This window comes from Klebsiella sp. 4_1_44FAA, assembly GCF_000238715.1.
Taxonomy (GTDB): domain Bacteria; phylum Pseudomonadota; class Gammaproteobacteria; order Enterobacterales; family Enterobacteriaceae; genus Klebsiella; species Klebsiella pneumoniae.
The window spans coordinates 43,868-63,072 of sequence record NZ_JH414806.1; the positions used below are offsets into that span (position 1 = coordinate 43,868).

Annotated in this window: 16 protein-coding genes; 9 read left to right on the forward strand and 7 right to left on the reverse strand. The window is 57.7% G+C overall.

Annotated features, from left to right (window positions below):
• Together HMPREF1024_RS03985 and HMPREF1024_RS03980 are read left to right on the forward strand one after the other, a co-directional pair.
• Positions 1–425, forward strand: a 425-nt coding sequence (locus tag HMPREF1024_RS03985; protein ID WP_009309626.1) for a sodium ion-translocating decarboxylase subunit beta, incomplete at its 5' end; no start/stop codon positions are given.
• Positions 426–484: 59 nt separating this feature from the next.
• Positions 485–1,195 carry a hypothetical protein gene (locus tag HMPREF1024_RS03980; protein ID WP_004181422.1) on the forward strand — a complete coding sequence of 237 codons (711 nt, stop codon included), beginning with the start codon at positions 485–487 and terminating at the stop codon, positions 1,193–1,195.
• A 25-nt stretch (positions 1,196–1,220) separates the two neighbouring features.
• On the opposite strand, the gene degS is transcribed toward HMPREF1024_RS03980, so the two are convergent.
• From degS to zapG, 3 genes are all read right to left on the reverse strand, one after another.
• Positions 1,221–2,279, reverse strand: a complete 1,059-nt coding sequence (degS, locus tag HMPREF1024_RS03975) for an outer membrane-stress sensor serine endopeptidase DegS (RefSeq protein ID WP_002918568.1) — start codon at positions 2,277–2,279, stop codon at positions 1,221–1,223.
• An 87-nt stretch (positions 2,280–2,366) separates the two neighbouring features.
• A complete protein-coding gene (gene degQ, locus HMPREF1024_RS03970; RefSeq protein WP_004174125.1) occupies positions 2,367–3,734 on the reverse strand; it encodes a serine endoprotease DegQ in 1,368 nt (455 codons plus the stop codon).
• A 173-nt stretch (positions 3,735–3,907) separates the two neighbouring features.
• Positions 3,908–4,306, reverse strand: coding sequence for a Z-ring associated protein ZapG (gene zapG / locus HMPREF1024_RS03965; protein WP_002918565.1), 399 nt, complete (start codon positions 4,304–4,306; stop codon positions 3,908–3,910).
• Between the two features lie 190 nt (positions 4,307–4,496).
• Between zapG and zapE the strand changes: the two genes are divergently transcribed.
• The 6 genes from zapE to HMPREF1024_RS03935 all read left to right on the forward strand — a co-directional run bounded on the left by zapE (position 4,497) and on the right by HMPREF1024_RS03935 (position 9,003).
• Positions 4,497–5,624 carry a cell division protein ZapE gene (gene zapE / locus HMPREF1024_RS03960; protein WP_004144945.1) on the forward strand — a complete coding sequence of 376 codons (1,128 nt, stop codon included), beginning with the start codon at positions 4,497–4,499 and terminating at the stop codon, positions 5,622–5,624.
• A gap of 265 nt (positions 5,625–5,889) precedes the next feature.
• A complete protein-coding gene (gene rplM / locus HMPREF1024_RS03955) occupies positions 5,890–6,318 on the forward strand; it encodes a 50S ribosomal protein L13 (RefSeq protein ID WP_002918559.1) in 429 nt (142 codons plus the stop codon).
• Positions 6,319–6,333: 15 nt separating this feature from the next.
• Positions 6,334–6,726 (forward strand): 30S ribosomal protein S9, encoded by a 393-nt coding sequence (rpsI, locus tag HMPREF1024_RS03950; protein ID WP_000829818.1) that lies wholly within the window; start codon positions 6,334–6,336, stop codon positions 6,724–6,726.
• Positions 6,727–7,037: 311 nt separating this feature from the next.
• Entirely contained in the window at positions 7,038–7,676 is a 639-nt protein-coding gene (sspA, locus tag HMPREF1024_RS03945) for a stringent starvation protein SspA (protein WP_002918467.1), read from the forward strand.
• Positions 7,677–7,679: 3 nt separating this feature from the next.
• Positions 7,680–8,174 carry a ClpXP protease specificity-enhancing factor gene (gene sspB / locus HMPREF1024_RS03940; RefSeq protein WP_009309627.1) on the forward strand — a complete coding sequence of 165 codons (495 nt, stop codon included), beginning with the start codon at positions 7,680–7,682 and terminating at the stop codon, positions 8,172–8,174.
• A 124-nt stretch (positions 8,175–8,298) separates the two neighbouring features.
• Complete coding sequence (locus tag HMPREF1024_RS03935; RefSeq protein WP_009309628.1) at positions 8,299–9,003, forward strand: N-acetylmannosamine-6-phosphate 2-epimerase; 705 nt, start codon at positions 8,299–8,301, stop codon at positions 9,001–9,003.
• A 54-nt stretch (positions 9,004–9,057) separates the two neighbouring features.
• On the opposite strand, the gene HMPREF1024_RS03930 is transcribed toward HMPREF1024_RS03935, so the two are convergent.
• Both HMPREF1024_RS03930 and gltB read right to left on the reverse strand, forming a co-directional pair.
• The gene (locus tag HMPREF1024_RS03930) at positions 9,058–10,476 is read right to left on the reverse strand and encodes a glutamate synthase small subunit (protein ID WP_002918461.1); all 1,419 of its coding nucleotides are present in this window, start codon (positions 10,474–10,476) and stop codon (positions 9,058–9,060) included.
• 9 nt (positions 10,477–10,485) lie between these two features.
• Positions 10,486–14,946: a glutamate synthase large subunit gene (gltB, locus tag HMPREF1024_RS03925; RefSeq protein ID WP_002918458.1), complete on the reverse strand. Its 4,461-nt coding sequence runs from the start codon at positions 14,944–14,946 to the stop codon at positions 10,486–10,488.
• A 673-nt stretch (positions 14,947–15,619) separates the two neighbouring features.
• Between gltB and HMPREF1024_RS03920 the strand changes: the two genes are divergently transcribed.
• The gene (locus HMPREF1024_RS03920; RefSeq protein WP_002918455.1) at positions 15,620–16,552 is read left to right on the forward strand and encodes a TIGR01212 family radical SAM protein; all 933 of its coding nucleotides are present in this window, start codon (positions 15,620–15,622) and stop codon (positions 16,550–16,552) included.
• A 51-nt stretch (positions 16,553–16,603) separates the two neighbouring features.
• On the opposite strand, the gene HMPREF1024_RS03915 is transcribed toward HMPREF1024_RS03920, so the two are convergent.
• Positions 16,604–17,887, reverse strand: a complete 1,284-nt coding sequence (locus HMPREF1024_RS03915) for an MFS transporter (RefSeq protein WP_004889578.1) — start codon at positions 17,885–17,887, stop codon at positions 16,604–16,606.
• An 85-nt stretch (positions 17,888–17,972) separates the two neighbouring features.
• Positions 17,973–18,989 carry a Zn-dependent oxidoreductase gene (locus tag HMPREF1024_RS03910; RefSeq protein ID WP_002918451.1) on the reverse strand — a complete coding sequence of 339 codons (1,017 nt, stop codon included), beginning with the start codon at positions 18,987–18,989 and terminating at the stop codon, positions 17,973–17,975.
• Positions 18,990–19,205 lie beyond the last annotated feature (216 nt).

Below are 19,205 nucleotides of genomic sequence, written 5' to 3' on the forward strand. Positions count from 1 at the left end.
GCAACCTGATGCGCGAGAGCGGCGTGGTGGAGCGGCTGAGCGATACGGTGCAGAACGCGCTGATCAACATCGTCACCATCTTCCTCGGGCTGTCGGTGGGGGCCAAGCTGGTGGCGGACAAGTTCCTGCAGCCGCAGACGCTGGGGATCCTGGTGCTGGGGGTGATCGCCTTCTGCGTGGGGACCGCCGCCGGGGTGCTGATGGCGAAGCTGATGAACGTGTTCAGCCGGCACAAAATCAACCCGCTGATCGGCTCGGCGGGGGTGTCGGCGGTGCCGATGGCGGCGCGGGTGTCGAACAAGGTGGGTCTGGAAGCGGACGGGCAGAACTTCCTGCTGATGCACGCGATGGGCCCGAACGTGGCCGGGGTGATCGGCTCGGCGATCGCCGCCGGGGTGATGCTCAAGTACGTGCTGGCGATGTAAGCCAGCCTGTTCCCGCGGCTGGCAAGCCGGCCGCGGAGATTTCTCATAAGGAGACGGTGATGAATGAAGGCATAGCATGCTGTCCGGAAAACCGGACATCAACACGGGAGGCGGTGGTTGACGCCATGCTGGCGTCAGGCGATGAACTTGCACAACTGCAGCCGGCGCTGAACCTGCTTTCGCCCCCGCTGAACGCCACGCCTGGTGAAGCGCTGCTGGCCAGCTGTTATGAGGCCGGCGCTGACCACAACGCTGACGAGGCAACACGGGCGGTGAGCGCCTTACCGGCGGCGGTCGTGCGCTCTGCGACGCCCTCGCTGCAGCGCAGCGGTCTGCTGTGCATGGCGGCCGGGGCGCTCAGCGCCCGGCAACTTCCACTGACGCACAACCGGCTGTGTGACGTGGCGGGGCAGTTCGCCCGCGCTATCCCTGAAGGCGATGAAGAGGCGGGCAGTGGATTTTATACCGTGCGCAGCGTGTCCCTGCCCGTCTACCGGCGGCTGCGGCGGGATAACCATTCTCACAGCGTCTGTCTACAGCAGGCGCTGCTGCATTTGCTGGCCTGGAAGAGTGAGTCGCCCTGGGCGCGGCAGCAGGCGCAGCGTCTGCTCTGGCAGGGTGGCGTGCTGGGTGAGAAGGGGGAATTTGCGCTACTGACGCTGGATGATGAGCTTCGCGAGCGACAGATAGTCTGGCCCGCGCTGAGATCGCTGCTGGCGGTGACCGGGTTTCTGGTCAGATTCCCGGCCGGTCCGGTATTTAGCGATTAACGTGGCTCCCCAAACGGGGAGCCGTTTAGTTGGTGGCCGGGTATTCCTGGACGGCGATATGGAGCGTGATTTTCTTATCATCACGCATGATGACCACCGGAATTTCCGATCCCGGGCGGATCTCGGCCACCTGATCCATCGTCTCCAGCGCCGAGACGGCGGGTTTGTCATTCACGGAGATGATTACGTCGTTGGCGCGGATCCCGGCTTGCGCCGCTGGACCGTCCGGAGCCACATCGTTAACGACGATCCCCTGAATCTGATCGATCCCTCCGCCCTGCGCGTGCAGCGGGGCGATCTCCCGGCCGCTAATGCCGATATAGCCGCGGATCACCCGGCCATCGCGGATCAGTTTATCCATAATTTTGGTCGCTAACTGGAACGGGATCGCAAAGCCAATGCCTTCCGGCGTTTCGCCGTCATTGCTCTTGTCAAAGGAGAGGGTGTTAATCCCCATCAGCTCGCCGAGGGAGTTCACCAGCGCCCCGCCGGAGTTACCGTGGTTGATCGAGGCGTCAGTCTGCAGGAAGTTCTGGCGGCCGGTCGGATTGAGGCCAATGCGCCCTGTGGCGCTGATAATCCCCTGGGTGATGGTCTGCCCCAGGTTATAAGGGTTGCCAATCGCCAGCACCACGTCGCCGATGTGCGGCGTGCGTTTCGGATTGATCGGGATCACCGGCAGCCCGCCGGTAGCATTGATCTTGAGCACGGCGAGATCGGTGAGGGAATCGGATCCTACCAGCAGCGCTTCGAAGACGCGGCCGTCCTGCAGGGCGACGATAATCTGATCGGCATCGTTGATAACATGCTTGTTGGTCAGGATATAGCCGCGCTGATCCATAATCACCCCTGAGCCAAGCGTCAGCTGATTATGGCTGGTGCTGTTCAGGGCGCGGTTATAGACGTTCACCACGGCGGGCGCCGCGCGGCGCACCGCGGCGTTATAGCTCGCCGGGGAGTCGTCTGCCGTATCGTTCTGGGTAGTCGGCGCCAACTGCCACTGGCGCAGCGAGGGCATCAGGGCCAGCAGCAGACCCCCGACAAGCAAACCGATGAGTACTGAACGTAATAACTTTCCAGGCATGATGCAGATATCGTTAATGAATGGTCAGGCGCAGCATAGCATGAGTTGTCCGGACATCGCACATGGCGGCGATGCCCGGAGAGACAATCAGCGCAGCAGCAGATAGATGCTTTCGTTGCCGCGGATCACGTTCAGGGCGATGACCGGCGGTTTGCCTTCGAGCGCTTTGCGCAGTTCGGCAATCGAGTGAATACGCTGCCGGTTAAGGCCAATGATAATGTCATCCTTATGCAGACCGACCTGGGCGGCGGCGCTGCCTTTATCCACATTATCGATCACCACTCCTTTGGTGCCATCTTTCATCTGGCCGTCGCTGAACGAGGCCCCCTGCAGCGCCGGGATAATCAGTTCCGCGCTGGCGGTTGAGGAGGTGCTCTTATCCAGGGTCACTTCGACATCGACCGGCTTTCCGTCGCGCAGCAGGCCCAGTTTGACCTTGGTACCCGGCTCGGTGGTGGCGATCCGCGAACGCAGTTCGGCGAAACTGTTCAGCGGTTTGCCGTTCAGACTCACGATGACGTCCCCGGATTTAATCCCCGCTTTGGCGGAGCCGGAGTTTGGCAGGACTTCACTGACGAAGGCGCCGCGCTGAACGTTGAGATTCATCGCTTTGGCGATGTCGGCGCTCATTTCCATGCCTTTAATGCCCAACAGGCCGCGCTTGATTTCGCCAAACTGAATAAGCTGGTCGGCGAGGGTTTTCGCCATATTGCTTGGAATGGCAAAGCCGATGCCGATACTGCCGCCGCCCGGCGCGAGGATCGCGGTGTTGATCCCGATAAGCTCGCCGTTGAGGTTCAGCAGCGCGCCGCCGGAGTTGCCGCGGTTAATCGAGGCGTCGGTCTGAATGAAATTCTCCAGCCCTTCAAGGTTCAAGCCGCTGCGGCCAAGGGCAGAGATAATGCCGGATGTGGCGGTCTGGCCAAGGCCGAACGGGTTGCCGACGGCGACGGCGAAGTCGCCGACGCGAAGTTTATCGGAGTCAGCAATGGCGATTTGCGTCAGGTGGTCTGGCTTAATCAGCTGCAGCAGAGCGATATCGCTCTGTTCATCGCTCCCGACCAGTTTGGCATCGAACTCACGGCCATCGTTCAGCTGGACGCTGATCTTCTGCGCCTGATTGATGACGTGGTTATTGGTCAGCACATAGCCTTTCGCCGCGTCGATGATAACGCCGGAGCCGAGCCCTTCAAACGGCTGCGCCTGCTCCTGCGGGGCGTTATCGCCAAAATATTTTTTCAGCTCTTCCGGCATATTGAGCGTCGGCGAGGCGGTGCCTTCCACCTGTACGCTAACTACCGCCGGCAGAACCTTTTCCAGCATCGGCGCCAGGCTTGGTAACGCGCCCTGGCCGGGCACCTGAGTCGGTAAGGATGCCGCTGCCGGAGGCAGGACCGACAACGATAACCCAATGCTTAACGCTAACGCACTCAACAGCAAAGTCTGTTTCTTCATTAGATGCTGGCTCTCGTAACCTGAGGTGTATGGAAAAATGTCCTGAATAACCTGATGTTATTGAATTTTTGCACAGGTAACAACGTGGGGACTGGTTTAAATTGTAGCCGGGAAGTGGGGGAAGGAGCGGGCGCGACGGGCGCGCCCGGAGAATATTTTAATCGCAGCGAGGCTTAATCGCGTTTTGCGCCTCCGCGCAGTAAACCGGATGCGCCCTCGGAGTAGTCGCGCGGCATCTGGACCGGCGCCTGATCGTTGCTGGCTTCAGACTCTTCCAGACGGTTGCGGAACGGGTTGGCGTCTGCCATCGAGTCCGGCAGCAGGTTGTTAGAGCTTTTCGCCATATGCTGATATAGCTGACGATAGTCGTGCGCCATGTTATCCAGCAGTTCGGCGCTACGCGCAAAGTGGCTCACCAGCTCTTCACGGTACTCTTCAAGCTCGGCTTTATTCTTTTCCAGTTCGTACTGCAGCGCCTGCTGTTGGCGCAGTTTGCGGTTGCCGAAACGCATGGCGACGGCACCAATGATGATACCGACGACTAACCCAATTAGCGCGTATTCCCAGGTCATGAACATCTCCCGTTGTATTGTGGTTCCGTAGGGTGGCTCTTAGGCTCTCCGCCTGCGCCCGATAGTGCCACTATAACCGCTAATTCCACAGAAGTGGAATCCTGGCGTATCATCGCGTAGTGTAGAACGGCCTTTTTTTCGTCAATCGTGAGCTTCGGCATTACGGTTTTCAAGGAATAACAATTAGATCATGCAAAGCCTGTCTCCAACATCGCGTTACCTTTTAGCCCTGAAAGAGGGCAGCCATCAACCCGACGACGTCCAGCAAGAAGCGGTGAGCCGCCTTGATACCATTTACCAGGAACTGCAGACGCAGCCCGCGCCGGTCGCGTCAGGCGGCGGTTTGCGCGCGAAATTCGGCAAACTGCTGGGTAAGCGCGAGCCGGCTGCCGGGACGGCACCTGTCCGCGGCCTGTATATGTGGGGCGGCGTGGGGCGAGGCAAAACCTGGCTGATGGACCTGTTTTACCAGAGCCTGCCGGGCGAGCGTAAACAGCGCCTGCATTTCCATCGTTTCATGCTGCGCGTACACGAAGAGCTGACCACCCTGCAGGGACATAGCGACCCGCTGGAGATCGTCGCCGACCGCTTTAAAGCGGAAACCGACGTGCTCTGTTTCGACGAGTTTTTTGTCTCCGATATTACCGACGCCATGCTGTTGGGCGGGCTGATGAAAGCCCTGTTCGCCCGCGGCATCACCCTGGTGGCGACCTCCAATATTCCGCCGGATGAACTCTATCGCAATGGCCTGCAGCGGGCCCGTTTTCTGCCGGCAATCGACGCCATCAAGCAGCATTGCGATATTATGAACGTCGATGCCGGCATCGATTATCGACTGCGTACCCTGACGCAGGCGCACCTGTGGCTGTCGCCGCTGAATAACGACACCCGCGAACAGATGGATAAACTGTGGCTCGCGCTGGCGGGCGCGCCGCGCGCTGCCGGGCCGACGCTGGAGATTAACCATCGCGAGCTGCCTACCCTCGGCGTAGAAAACCAGACGCTGGCGGCGTCATTCGCCACGCTATGCGTGGATGCGCGCAGCCAGCATGACTATATCGCGCTCTCCCGACTGTTCCATACGGTGATGCTGTTCGACGTGCCGGTGATGACCGCGCAGCTGGAGAGCGAGGCCCGCCGCTTTATCGCTCTGGTGGATGAGTTTTACGAGCGCCATGTAAAGCTGGTGGTCAGCGCGGCAGTGCCGCTGTACGACATTTACCAGGGCGAGCGGCTGAAGTTTGAGTTCCAGCGCTGTCTCTCGCGTCTGCAGGAGATGCAGAGCGAAGAGTACCTCAAACGTCCGCATATGCCCTGACAGGTGACTTTTTCAGGCGGATTCAGGGCCGCAAGGCCGCCCCGGGCGCGGCCTGAAAAATCTCATAAAGGGGTCGATCTTTGACCCCGACTTCTCTATAATCTTGCGACCCCACGTTACGAGAAGGTTTTTTTCCCGAAACTTTCTATGCGCCGGCATAGGCTATTCGAAGGGGTAGGTTTGCTGGACAATGTCGTGTGAACCTCAACTGACTAAACGTTTGGGTGTTCACCAACGTGTAACTTATTATTTGGGTAAGCTTTTAATGAAAACTTTTACAGCTAAACCAGAAACCGTAAAACGCGACTGGTATGTTGTTGACGCGACCGGTAAAACTCTGGGCCGTCTGGCTACTGAACTGGCTCGTCGCCTGCGCGGTAAGCACAAAGCGGAATACACTCCGCACGTTGATACCGGTGATTACATCATCGTTCTGAACGCAGAAAAAGTTGCTGTTACCGGCAACAAGCGCGAAGACAAAATGTACTACCACCACACCGGCCACATCGGTGGTATCAAAGAAGCGACCTTTGAAGAGATGATTGCCCGCCGTCCTGAGCGTGTGATTGAAATCGCGGTTAAAGGCATGCTGCCAAAAGGCCCGCTGGGTCGTGCTATGTACCGTAAACTGAAAGTTTACGCGGGTAACGAGCACAACCACGCGGCACAGCAACCGCAAGTTCTTGACATCTAATCGGGATTATAGGCAATGGCTGAAAATCAATACTACGGCACTGGTCGCCGCAAAAGTTCCGCAGCTCGCGTTTTCATCAAACCGGGCAACGGTAAAATCGTTATCAACCAGCGTTCTCTGGAACAGTACTTCGGTCGTGAAACTGCCCGCATGGTAGTTCGTCAGCCGCTGGAACTGGTCGACATGGTTGAGAAACTGGATCTGTACATCACTGTTAAAGGTGGTGGTATCTCTGGTCAGGCTGGTGCGATCCGTCACGGTATCACCCGCGCTCTGATGGAGTACGACGAGTCCCTGCGTTCCGAACTGCGTAAAGCTGGCTTCGTTACTCGTGACGCTCGTCAGGTTGAACGTAAGAAAGTCGGTCTGCGTAAAGCACGTCGTCGTCCGCAGTTCTCCAAACGTTAATTGTTTTCTGCTCACGCAGAACAATTTGCGAAAAAACCCGCTTCGGCGGGTTTTTTTATGGATAAAACGGCTGTTATCCACAAGCATAGCGCCGGTTCTTGCCACTTTTTCAGCATTTCCAGAATCCCCTCACCACAACGTCTTCAAAATCTGGTAAACTATCATCCAATTTTCTGCCCAAATGCTGGTGATTGTTCATTTTTTGTTTTATTCGTGAACGAAGGTGACATCGCGCTAATGGGGTTTTTACATCTGGCTGGTCATGAGTGGCCGGCAGCAGTACAAAATTCTGAATATACCTGGAGGTTTTCATGGCTGTCGCTGCCAACAAACGTTCGGTAATGACGCTGTTTTCTGGTCCTACTGACATCTATAGCCATCAGGTCCGCATTGTGCTGGCCGAGAAGGGTGTCAGTTTTGAGATAGAGCACGTGGAGAAGGATAACCCGCCTCAGGATCTGATTGACCTCAACCCGAATCAAAGCGTACCGACGCTGGTGGATCGTGAGCTCACTCTGTGGGAATCCCGCATCATTATGGAGTATCTGGATGAGCGTTTCCCGCACCCGCCGTTAATGCCGGTTTATCCGGTGGCGCGTGGTGAAAGCCGCCTGTATATGCAACGTATCGAGAAGGACTGGTATTCGCTGATGAACACCATCCAGAGCGGTACCGCAGCGCAAGCTGATGCTGCGCGTAAGCAGCTGCGTGAAGAACTGCTGGCCATCGCGCCGGTCTTCACCCAGAAACCTTACTTCCTGAGCGATGAGTTCAGCCTGGTGGACTGCTACCTGGCGCCGCTGCTGTGGCGTCTGCCGGTTCTTGGTGTGGAGCTGGTTGGCGCTGGCGCGAAAGAGCTCAAAGGCTATATGACTCGCGTATTTGAGCGTGATTCCTTCCTCGCTTCTTTAACTGAAGCCGAGCGTGAAATGCGCCTCGGTCGGGGCTAAATAATGGATGTATCACAGCTGACGCCGCGTCGCCCGTATCTGTTACGGGCGTTTTATGACTGGCTGCTGGATAACCAGCTGACGCCGCACCTGGTGGTGGATGTGACGCTGCCGGGCGTGCTCGTGCCGATGGAGTACGCGCGCGATGGGCAAATCGTTCTCAATATTGCCCCGCGTGCGGTAGGCAATCTCGAGCTGGCGAACGACGAAGTGCGCTTCAACGCGCGCTTTGGCGGGGTACCACGCAACGTGTCTGTCCCGCTGGCTGCGGTACTCGCCATCTACGCCCGTGAGAACGGCGCTGGTACGATGTTCGAACCGGAAGCGGCCTATGACGAAGACGTCAGCTGCCTCAACGATGATGACGTCGCGCCGGAGAGTGAAAGCGAAACGGTGATGTCGGTGATCGATGGCGATAAGCCGGATAATCACGACGACGATCCTGACGACACGCCGCCGCCGCGCGGTGGTCGCCCGGCGCTGCGCGTGGTGAAGTAAATCCCTTCTCTGACAGGCCCTGCGGGGCCTGTTTTTTTGTCTGTCCGCTTTGTTAACTCTGCCACAAACGAGGCGTCCCATGGCTGGTATCGTCATCGCCACAGGTAGTTTTTAGGGAGCAGACATGTCTTTACTCGCACAACTGGACCAGCGTATCCGTCATCATGGCGGATTAATTGTCTCCTGCCAGCCGGTGCCGGGCAGTCCGCTGGATAATCCCGCTATCGTCGCGGCAATGGCGCTGGCGGCTGAGCAGGCGGGAGCGGTAGCGCTGCGCATCGAAGGCCTGGCCAACCTGCAGGCCGTTCGTCCGTTAGTGACGGTGCCCGTTATTGGGTTGATCAAACGCGATTTGCCCGATAGCCCGGTGCGTATTACGCCATGGCTGGAAGATATCGACGCGCTGGCGCAGGGCGGAGCGGATATTATTGCTATTGACGGCACCCAGCGTCAGCGTCCGGCGTCAGTGTCGGCGCTATTAGCAGAAATTCATCAGCTGGGGAAAGTGGCGATGGCCGATTGCTCATCTCTCGACGATGCCCTCGAGTGCTGGCAGTTGGGGGCTGAGATTGTCGGCACGACTCTCTCCGGCTATACCGCAGAGGAGACGCCGGATGAGCCGGATCTGGCGCTGGTGCAATGCCTGAGCGCGGCGGGCTGCAGAGTGATTGCCGAAGGGCGCTATAACACGCCTGCCCAGGCGGCGGAGGCGATGCGCTGCGGCGCGTGGGCGGTGACCGTCGGCTCGGCGATTACCCGCCTGGAGCATATCTGCGGCTGGTATAATACGGCGCTGAAAGCGGCGGTTTGCCCGGCGGATGAGCAATAAAAAAGCCCGATGACGTTAACCATCGGGCTTTTATGCGTGAGGCTCCGGACCTAATCAGACTTCAAGGTAGTTGAGGATCCCGTCCGCCGCTTTACGACCTTCGGCAATCGCGGTGACCACCAGATCGGAACCGCGAACGATATCGCCACCGGCGAAGATTTTCGGGTTGCTGGTCTGGAAGGCGTTTTCGCTGCCTTCCGGGGCGATAATACGGCCCTGGGAGTCCAGTTCGACGCTGTGCTTCGCCAGCCACTCCATGCTGTGCGGACGGAAGCCAAACGCCATGACTACGGCGTCAGCCGGCACCACGTGCTCAGAGCCGGGGACGATCTCCGCGCGGCGGCGGCCCTTCGCATCCGGCTGGCCCATTTCGGTGCGCGCCATCTTCACGCCGCAAACCTTACCGTTGGCATTCACTTCCACGCCCAGCGGCTGGACGTTAAACTGGAACTCAACGCCTTCTTCGCGCGCGTTTTTCACTTCGCGTTTTGAGCCGGGCATGTTCTCTTCGTCACGGCGATAGGCGCAGATCACGTGCGCCGCATTCTGACGGACGGAGGTGCGTACGCAGTCCATCGCGGTGTCGCCACCGCCGAGCACCACCACGCGTTTGCCTTCCATGCTGACATAGGGCTCATCGGCGGTTTCACCAAAGCCCATGATCTGCTTAGTGTTAGCGATCAGGAACGGCAGCGCGTCGTAAACACCCGGGGCGTCTTCGTTGTCCAGTCCACCGCGCATCGACTGATAGGTCCCGACGCCGAGGAACACCGCATCGTACTCCTTCAGCAGGTCATCGAGCTGCACGTCGCGGCCCACTTCGGTATTGAGTTTGAACTCAATGCCCATGCCGGTGAAGATCTCCCGGCGGCGGGTCATCACCTCTTTTTCCAGCTTGAACGCCGGGATACCGAAGGTCAGCAGGCCGCCGATTTCCGGATGGCGGTCAAATACCACCGCCTTGACGCCGTTACGGGTCAGCACGTCGGCGCAGGCGAGGCCCGCCGGGCCAGCGCCGATGATCGCGACGGTTTTACCGGTCGGCTTCACGTCGGAGAGATCCGGACGCCAGCCCATCTCGAATGCCTTATCGTTGATATAGCGTTCGATGTTGCCGATGGTCACCGCGCCGAACTCATCGTTCAGCGTACAGGAGCCTTCACACAGGCGGTCCTGCGGGCAGACGCGCCCGCAGACTTCCGGCAGAGTGTTGGTTTGATGCGACAGCTCGGCCGCTTCAAAAATACGCCCCTCGTTGGCCAGCTTCAGCCAGTTCGGGATGTAGTTATGCACAGGGCACTTCCATTCGCAGTACGGGTTGCCACAGGAGAGGCAGCGATCCGCCTGCGCCTTGGCCTGGCCTTCTGAAAACGGCTCGTAAATTTCCACAAACTCAATTTTACGGATCTTCAGCGGTTTCTTTGGCGGATCAACGCGCTGCAGGTCGATAAATTGATAAACGTTCTGACTCATCTTAACCCCTTACTGCGCCTGCACCCGCAGCTCAGCTGCGGAACGACTACGGTGACCCAACAGTGCTTTAACATCGCTGGACTTTGGTTTAACCAGCGCAAACTTCGCGGAGAAGGCCGGCCAGTTGGCGAGGATCTCTTCGCCGCGTTGCGAACCGGTAAGCTGTACGTGCTCGGTGATTAAACCGCGCAGGTGCTCTTCATGGATGGCCAGAGAATCAACGTCCAGCACTTCCACCAGCTCCGGGTTCACGCGTTTGCGGAAGTCGCCATCTTCATCCAGGACATAGGCAAAGCCGCCGGTCATCCCTGCGCCAAAGTTGACGCCGGTTTTTCCGAGCACGCAGACGATGCCGCCGGTCATATATTCGCAGCCGTTGTCGCCGATGCCTTCCACCACGGTGATGGCGCCGGAGTTACGCACGGCGAAACGCTCGCCCGCGCGGCCTGCGGCGTACAGACGACCACCGGTCGCGCCGTACAGGCAGGTGTTGCCGATAATGCTGGCTTCATGGCTGCGGAACGCAGAGCCCACCGGCGGACGAATGGCCAGCAGACCGCCCGCCATGCCTTTCCCGACGTAGTCGTTGGCGTCGCCAGTCAGATGCAGTTCCACGCCGCCGGCGTTCCACACGCCGAAGCTCTGGCCCGCGGTGCCGCTAAAGTGAGCGACGATCGGGTCGCCCGCCAGTCCCTGGTCGCCATGGGTCTGGGCGATATACCCGGACAGCGAGGCCCCCACGGAGCGGTCGGTGTTACGGATATCAAACCAGAACGTCTTGCTCTGCTTTTCATCCACGTACGGTTTCGCCTGCTGCAGCAGCTGGGCGTTGAGCACGCCGTTATCGAACGGTGGGTTGTTCTCGGTGCAGTACAGCGCTTTGCCCGGATGCGGCTCTGCGGTCTCCAGCAGTTTACCCAGATCCAGTTTCTGCTGCTTGGCGGTGAACCCATCCAGCTCTTTGAGCAGATCGGTGCGGCCAATCAGATCCACCAGACGCTTGACGCCCAGCTGGGCCATCAGCTCGCGGGTCTCACGGGCGATAAATTCAAAGTAGTTGGTCACTTTGAACGGCAGACCGTGATAGTGATTCTTACGCAGTTTGTCATCCTGGGTCGCCACGCCGGTAGCGCAGTTGTTCAGGTGGCAAATACGCAGGTATTTACAGCCCAGCGCGACCATCGGGCCGGTACCGAAACCGAAGCTCTCCGCGCCGAGGATCGCCGCTTTGATGATATCAAGACCGGTTTTCAGGCCGCCATCCACCTGCAGACGGATCTTATGACGCAGACCGTTAGCGACCAGCGCCTGCTGGGTTTCCACCAGGCCGAGCTCCCACGGACAGCCGGCATATTTCACCGAAGAGAGCGGGCTCGCCCCGGTGCCGCCGTCGTAGCCGGCGATGGTGATCAGGTCGGCATAGGCTTTGGCCACGCCGGTGGCGATGGTGCCAACGCCCGGCTCAGAAACCAGTTTGACCGAAATCATCGCTTTCGGATTGACCTGCTTGAGGTCGAAAATCAGCTGCGCCAGATCCTCGATAGAGTAGATATCGTGGTGCGGCGGCGGGGAAATCAGCGTGACGCCCGGTACCGAATAGCGCAGTTTGGCGATGTACGGGGTGACTTTATCACCCGGCAGCTGGCCACCTTCACCCGGTTTCGCCCCCTGGGCGACTTTGATCTGGATGACGTCGGCATTGACCAGGTAGGCTGGCGTGACGCCGAAGCGGCCGGACGCGACCTGCTTGATGCGCGACACTTTATTAGTGCCGTAGCGCGCCGGGTCTTCACCGCCTTCACCGGAGTTGGAGAAGCCGCCGATGCTGTTCATCGCTTCCGCCAGCGACTCGTGCGCTTCCGGGCTCAGGGCGCCGATCGACATCGCCGCGGTATCGAAGCGTTTAAACAGCTCCTTCGCCGGCTCTACTTCGTCGATGCTGATGGCGTCTTCGCCTGGGTTGAGCGCCAGCAGGTCGCGCAGCGTGGCCGCTGGACGTTCGTTAACCAGTTTCGCGTATTGTTGATAATCGCTGTATTCGCCGCTCTGCACGGCCTGCTGCAGGGTGCGCACCACGTCCGGGTTGTAGGCATGATATTCGCCGCCGTGCACATATTTCAGCAAACCGCCCTGGGCCAGTGGCTTACGCGCCAGCCAGGCGCGTTTCGACAGATTCAGCAGATCCTGCTGGAAGTCGTCGAAGCTGGCGCCGCCGATGCGGCTGACCACGCCCTGGAAGCAGAGCTCGGAGACATCGCGATGCAGACCGACCGCTTCGAACAGCTTCGAGCAGCGGTAGGAGGCGATGGTCGAGATCCCCATCTTGGACATGATCTTATACAGACCTTTATTGATACCGTTGCGATAGTTCAGCATCACCGCACGGTACGGTTTATCGATGGCTTTGCTGTCGACCAGCTTCGCCAGCGTTTCGTAGGCGAGGTATGGATAGATAGCCGTCGCCCCAAAGCCGAGCAGCACGGCGAAGTGGTGCGGATCGCGGGCGCTGGCGGTTTCAACGATGATGTTGGCATCGCAGCGCAGGCTTTTATCGACCAGACGGGTCTGGATCGCGCCAACGGCCATCGGCGCCGGTACCGGCAGACGGTCTTTGGCGATGTTGCGGTCAGAGAGCACCAGCAGCACGGTGCCGTCGCGCACCATTTGCTCCGCTTTATCGCACAGCGCTTTCACCGTCTCGCTGAGGGAGGCCTCTGCCGGGTTGAACGTGATATCGAGGACGTCGGCGCGATAGTGCTCTTCTTCCATCGTCGTCAGCTGTTTAAAATCGGAGTACAGCAGGATCGGCGATTTGAAGCTCAGACGATGCGCCTGGCCTTCCGCTTCGCAGAAGACGTTCATTTCGCGACCGATGCTGGTAGCCAGCGACATGACGTGCGCTTCGCGCAGCGGGTCGATCGGCGGGTTAGTCACCTGGGCGAACTGCTGACGGAAGTAATCGTAGATAATGCGCGGCTGGCTGGAGAGCACGGCGAAAGGCGTGTCATCGCCCATCGAACCGACTGCTTCCTGGCCATTTTCGCCGAGCACGCGCAGGACGGAGTCCAGCTCTTCCGCGCTGTAGTTAAACTGTTTCTGGTAGCTGGCGAGCGTGTCGTCATCCAGCTGGCGACTGCCAACCTCTTCGTCCGGCAGATCTTCGAACGGCACCAGGCGACGAACGTTTTTCTCCATCCACTCTTTATACGGGTGGCGGCTCTTCAGATCGTCATCGGTTTCCGCTGAGTGCAGAATGCGTCCGGCACGGGTATCGATAACCATCAGCTCGCCCGGGCCCACGCGGCCTTTCTCGACCACTTCGTCAGGCTGGTAATCCCAGATGCCGACTTCGGAGGCGCAGGTGATGAGCTTATCTTTGGTAATGACGTAGCGCGCCGGGCGCAGACCGTTACGGTCGAGGTTACAGGCCGCGTAGCGGCCATCTGACATGACGATGCCCGCCGGGCCGTCCCACGGCTCCATATGCATGGAGTTAAAGTCGAAGAACGAACGCAGCTCCGGATCCATATCCGGGTTGTTCTGCCAGGCTGGCGGCACCAGCAGACGCATGGCGCGCACGATGTCCATCCCGCCGGCCAGCAGCAGCTCCAGCATGTTGTCCATAGAACTGGAGTCGGAGCCGGTTTCGTTAACGAACGGCGCGGCGTCGTGCAGGTCAGGGATCAGCGGGGTCTGGAACTTATAGGTACGGGCGCGGGCCCACTGGCGGTTGCCGGTAATGGTGTTAATTTCACCGTTGTGCGCCAGGTAGCGGAACGGCTGCGCCAACGGCCAGCGTGGTACGGTGTTGGTGGAGAAGCGCTGGTGGAACAGGCAGATAGCCGACTCCAGGCGCAGGTCCGCGAGGTCCAGGTAGAAGCGCGGCAAATCCGCCGGCATACACAGACCTTTATAGATGTTGACCAGATTGGACAAGCTACAAACGTAGAAATCTTTGTCTTCCTGCAGGCGTTTTTCAATGCGACGACGCGCAATAAACAGACGGCGCTCCATATCGCGCGGGCGCCAGCCAGCCGGGGCGTTGACAAAGATTTGCTCAATACGGGGCAGCGAGGAGAGGGCGATTTCACCGAGCACGCCTTCGTTGGTCGGCACATCGCGCCAGCCGACAATCGACAGGGTCTCAAGCTGAAGTTCTTCTTCAACGATGCGGCGCGCCGCTTTAGCCAGCTCAGGATCTTTATTCAGGAACAGCATCCCAACGGCGTAGTTTTTGGCTAAACGCCAGCCGCGCTCTTCGGCAACGATGCGGAAGAAACGATCGGGTTTTTGCAGCAGCAGACCGCAACCGTCGCCGGTTTTACCATCGGCAAGGATTGCGCCACGGTGCTGCATGCGGGCCAGTGCGTGTATTGCGGTTCGCACTACCTTGTGGCTAGGTTCGCCTTCTATGTGGGCGATCAGGCCGAAACCACAGTTATCCCTCTCAAGGGATTTGTCGTACAACATATCAGTGAACCTCCCCAGGCTCTACGGACACCCTCCGATACCGATTGCGCACAGGCACAGAAAGAGCATGGCGACGGGGTTTACACCTCGCATTCGCCCTCTTTAAATCCTTTTCGCATCGGTACACAAGTTTGAGGACTTGCTGTTAAGAGGGAATCTCAATTACTGCATAAATATGATGAGCAGAGTGCTCATCCAGAAAGCTTCCAGCGGATTCCCAACTTATCGGGAATCCACACTTACGTCAAATGGCAATCTTATTAATACAAAAATGTGCTATACACAAGTTAACTAATTGTTATTAAAGAAAATAATGGCAATTTTTACGCTTTGAATACGCCTGCTGGTGGTGCGGCTAGTGTGATCTGTCTCACTGTGCACGCGGCTTTGCATTACCAATATGCGCTGAAATATATTTCATTATTAGCATATTTGACTGCAATATTTTTAACTACTGGACATTAATACCGTTTTTTACCAGAAAGCAGATTAGGGCAATGCGAAGATAAAATATAAGGAAAACTCATCACCTGGTGGTTGAATGAAATTGCAGTAATCTTGATTGTTTATGCAATAGGGTTGGTCGCCGCGCTGACGATTGATCCAGGTCATCGCCGTCGGTGACGAAAAGTGGCAGGCTTGGCCCCCTTTGTTGAGGGCGGTCTATCAGATTATGCAGTTACAGAAATTAGTCAATATGTTTGGTGGGGATCTTATGCGTCGCTATGGCGAAAAGGTCCATAAGCTAACGCTGCACGGCGGTTTTAGCTGCCCAAACCGCGACGGCACGCTGGGCCGCGGCGGTTGCACTTTCTGTAACGTGGCATCGTTTGCCGATGAGGCGCAGCAGCATCGCTCTATCGCCGAACAGCTCGCTCATCAGGCGCAGCTCGTCAACCGGGCGAAGCGCTATCTGGCCTATTTTCAGGCCTACACCAGCACCTTCGCTGAAGTACAGGTGCTCCGTTCAATGTATCGCCAGGCCGTCAGTGCCGCAAATATCGTTGGCCTGTGCGTCGGCACCCGCCCGGACTGCGTTCCGCAGGCGGTCCTTGACCTGCTGAGTGAATACCATCAGCAAGGGTATGAGGTATGGCTGGAGCTGGGGCTGCAAACTGCTCATGATAAGACCCTGCATCGCATTAACCGTGGACACGATTTCGCCTGTTATCAGCGTACCGCGCGCCTGGCGCGAGAGCGGGGGCTGAAAGTCTGTGCGCATCTGATCGTCGGTCTGCCCGGAGAGAGCCAGGGGCATTGTCTGCAGACGCTGGAGCAGGTAGTGGCGACCGGCGTGGATGGGATCAAATTGCATCCACTGCATATTGTGAAAGGCAGCATTATGGCCAAAGCGTGGCAGGCCGGGCGTCTCGATGGCATTGAGCTGGAGGCGTATACCGTCACCGCTGGAGAGATGATCCGCCATACGCCGCCGGAGGTGATCTACCACCGTATTTCCGCCAGCGCCCGTCGGCCCACGCTGTTGGCGCCGCTGTGGTGTGAAAATCGCTGGACCGGCATGGTTGAACTGGATCGTTATCTGAATCAGCAGGGCGCTCAGGGCTCGGCGCTGGGCCGTAGCTGGGTTGCTCCCCAGGCTGAGTGAGAAGTACGAGCGTGATGTCCGGAACAATGCCGGACATCGCGCTCCTGCCATTTATGCCTGGCTGGCTTTCATCGTCACACGCGGAGTTTTGATCACGAACAGCACCAGCAGGGCGCCAAGCGCGGCGATAGTGCCGGCGAGTACGAAAGCGCTGTCAAATTTACCAGTAGACTGCACGATATAGCCGGTAACAATCGGCCCCACGATGCCGGAGACGCTGCCGATAAGATGGATAAAGCCGCTGGCGCCGCCGACGCGGGATTTATGCACCACGTCCTGGATAATCGCCCAGTAGATCGCCCCGGTTACATAGAGGAAAAAGATGGAGACCGACATCAGCAGAACGGCAGGCACGACGCTGCTGACGGTACCCGCCAGTCCCACGCAGATAGCGGCCATCAGCAGGCATACCACCAGCACAATTTTGCGCGACAGCAGCAGGCGCCCGGTGAGTTTAAAAATTTTATCGGAAATATAGCCCCCAAGCGCCAGACCGACAAAGCCGACTATCCATGGGATCATAGTGGTAAGGCTCATCTGTTTAATATCCAGATGGTGCTGTTGTACCAGATAGGACGGGAACCAGCTGAGAAAGAAAAACAGAATATAGTTGTAGCAGAAGAAGGCAAAGGCCGTTACCAGAATAATTGGCTGTTTCAAATAATAACCCAGCGAGTGAGCTGTTTGATTTTCTATTGTTTCCAGCGCGACTTCTTCTTCTTTCATTTTATTAATCAGCTTAAGTTCTTCCTGGCTGACTTTTTTGTGCTTTTCGGGCGAATTAGCGGCAATGAAAAACCACGCTATCATCCATACAATACCGATAGCGAAAATAATCATAAAAGCCGGGCGCCAGCCGAATGCCAGGGCCAGGTAACCGACGATGGGGCCGGCGACCGCGCCGCCCAGCGGAGAGCCTGCGCTGAGAAAGCCGACGGCGGTAGCCGCTTGCTTTTTAGGAAACCAGCCGTTGATCATCTTGTTCGCCGATGCGCAGATCGGGCCTTCCGCCATCCCGAAAAGCACCCGCAGCACCAGCATGGAATAAAAGCCGGTGGCTACCGCGGTTAAGCCGCAAAACAGCGACCACAGACCGACCGCCAGGCCCATTACCAGCGTTGCGCCAAACTTATCCACGGCCAAACCGCCAATAAAATTAAATAACGCGTAGCCGAAGAAAAAGCTGCCGAAAATAATACCGAATTGTTCAGCGTTAAGTGCAAGGTCCTTTTCAATCATCGGGACCGTAATGGATAATGCCACCCGGTCCAGATAATTTATCATATATACTAAAAATAATAACAGGACGATAATCCAGCGGATATTTTTTCCCATGATAACACCATGCTCATTATATTATTTATATCAGGCGCGGCGGATATGCAGATATCCGTCGGCCGTTATTCTATACGATGCCGGTTTAACCCAGCTGCAGCAGCACTTTGCAGCAGGTCTTACGGTCGTTAGCAAAAATCTCCATGGCCTCTTTCACCTGCTCCAGCGGCATACAATGGGTGATTAACGCCTCCGGACGAATAAGGCCTTTCTCCATCCAGTCGATGACCAGCGGAAAACGCCCGCTGTTCAGCCGGGAGGAGAAAATAGAAATTTCTTTACTGGTGATGCTTTGCTGAGTGAGGGTCGAGGCCTCGCCGGAGAAACCGAGTATACCGATGCGGGCGGCGGGGGAGGCGAGGAGAATGGCTTCCTGCAGGATCGCCGGGTGGCAGGCGGCATCAATGACCAGCGTGGGGGCAAGCTGCCGCTGCGCCAGCTGTTCCGCGAGCGGCTGGTCAGTGTTATCGAGCGTCAGATCGGCGCCGTTTTCCCGGGCCATCTGCAGACGTTCGGCAATGCGATCCACGACGATCACCTGCTTAACGCCATATACCCCCTTTAGCGCCTGAATGATCGTCAGCCCCATCGGGCCAGCGCCGTAAACCAGGGCAATATCTTGCGCCGTGGGCTGCAGCTGGGCGGTAATATTTGCCGCGATGGTAAAAGGCTCAACCATCGTTGCCTGACGGTCGCTGATAGCCTCGGGGATGCGCCAGGCATTTTTCGCCGGCACGCAGGCATAGTCGCTAAATCCCCCGTCGCGGTGAACTCCTATGACCTGGAGCTGCGTACAGACATTCGGCCTTCCTACCGAGCAAGGATAACAATGGCCGCAGCTGACAACGGGGTCCACCGCGACACGCTCGCCGATGCGTGCCGGAGATACCTGCTCGCCGACGGCGTCGATGATGCCATAGAATTCATGGCCGATGACGCGGGGATATTTCGCGAAAGGGTTGTGGCCGTGATAGATGTGTACATCGGAACCACAGATCCCAGCAAAAGCAATTTTCACCCGTACTTCATGGGCGCCCGGAACTGGAACCGGACGTGATTCAATGTTCAGTTGGCCTGGCTCTTTGACGACGACGCTTCTCATTTTGATTCCTTCCATTGTCTTTTTTCTGAACAAATTACGCTACTTTTATTACCATACAAGTATGCAAAAGATCATAATCAGGCCTGGATCACATTTGAGAAAGCTCGGCAGAAAAAGCCATGGCATGATTAATCTATTGAAATAAATTGAAAAAAATTATGAATGCGCCGACGCATTCACCGCTGGCGAGCCGGTCGGCAGGAATGTGATCGCTAT

Excerpts from the sequence above, each read along its gene's own strand:
- HMPREF1024_RS03980 (WP_004181422.1), top strand. The coding sequence starts at position 485 with ATGAATGAAGGCATAGCATGCTGTCCGGAAAACCGGACATCAACACGG.
- degS (WP_002918568.1), bottom strand. The coding sequence starts at position 2,279 with ATGCCTGGAAAGTTATTACGTTCAGTACTCATCGGTTTGCTTGTCGGG.
- degQ (WP_004174125.1), bottom strand. The coding sequence starts at position 3,734 with ATGAAGAAACAGACTTTGCTGTTGAGTGCGTTAGCGTTAAGCATTGGG.
- zapG (WP_002918565.1), bottom strand. The coding sequence starts at position 4,306 with ATGACCTGGGAATACGCGCTAATTGGGTTAGTCGTCGGTATCATCATT.
- zapE (WP_004144945.1), top strand. The coding sequence starts at position 4,497 with ATGCAAAGCCTGTCTCCAACATCGCGTTACCTTTTAGCCCTGAAAGAG.
- rplM (WP_002918559.1), top strand. The coding sequence starts at position 5,890 with ATGAAAACTTTTACAGCTAAACCAGAAACCGTAAAACGCGACTGGTAT.
- rpsI (WP_000829818.1), top strand. The coding sequence starts at position 6,334 with ATGGCTGAAAATCAATACTACGGCACTGGTCGCCGCAAAAGTTCCGCA.
- sspA (WP_002918467.1), top strand. The coding sequence starts at position 7,038 with ATGGCTGTCGCTGCCAACAAACGTTCGGTAATGACGCTGTTTTCTGGT.
- sspB (WP_009309627.1), top strand. The coding sequence starts at position 7,680 with ATGGATGTATCACAGCTGACGCCGCGTCGCCCGTATCTGTTACGGGCG.
- HMPREF1024_RS03935 (WP_009309628.1), top strand. The coding sequence starts at position 8,299 with ATGTCTTTACTCGCACAACTGGACCAGCGTATCCGTCATCATGGCGGA.
- HMPREF1024_RS03930 (WP_002918461.1), bottom strand. The coding sequence starts at position 10,476 with ATGAGTCAGAACGTTTATCAATTTATCGACCTGCAGCGCGTTGATCCG.
- gltB (WP_002918458.1), bottom strand. The coding sequence starts at position 14,946 with ATGTTGTACGACAAATCCCTTGAGAGGGATAACTGTGGTTTCGGCCTG.
- HMPREF1024_RS03920 (WP_002918455.1), top strand. The coding sequence starts at position 15,620 with ATGCAGTTACAGAAATTAGTCAATATGTTTGGTGGGGATCTTATGCGT.
- HMPREF1024_RS03915 (WP_004889578.1), bottom strand. The coding sequence starts at position 17,887 with ATGGGAAAAAATATCCGCTGGATTATCGTCCTGTTATTATTTTTAGTA.
- HMPREF1024_RS03910 (WP_002918451.1), bottom strand. The coding sequence starts at position 18,989 with ATGAGAAGCGTCGTCGTCAAAGAGCCAGGCCAACTGAACATTGAATCA.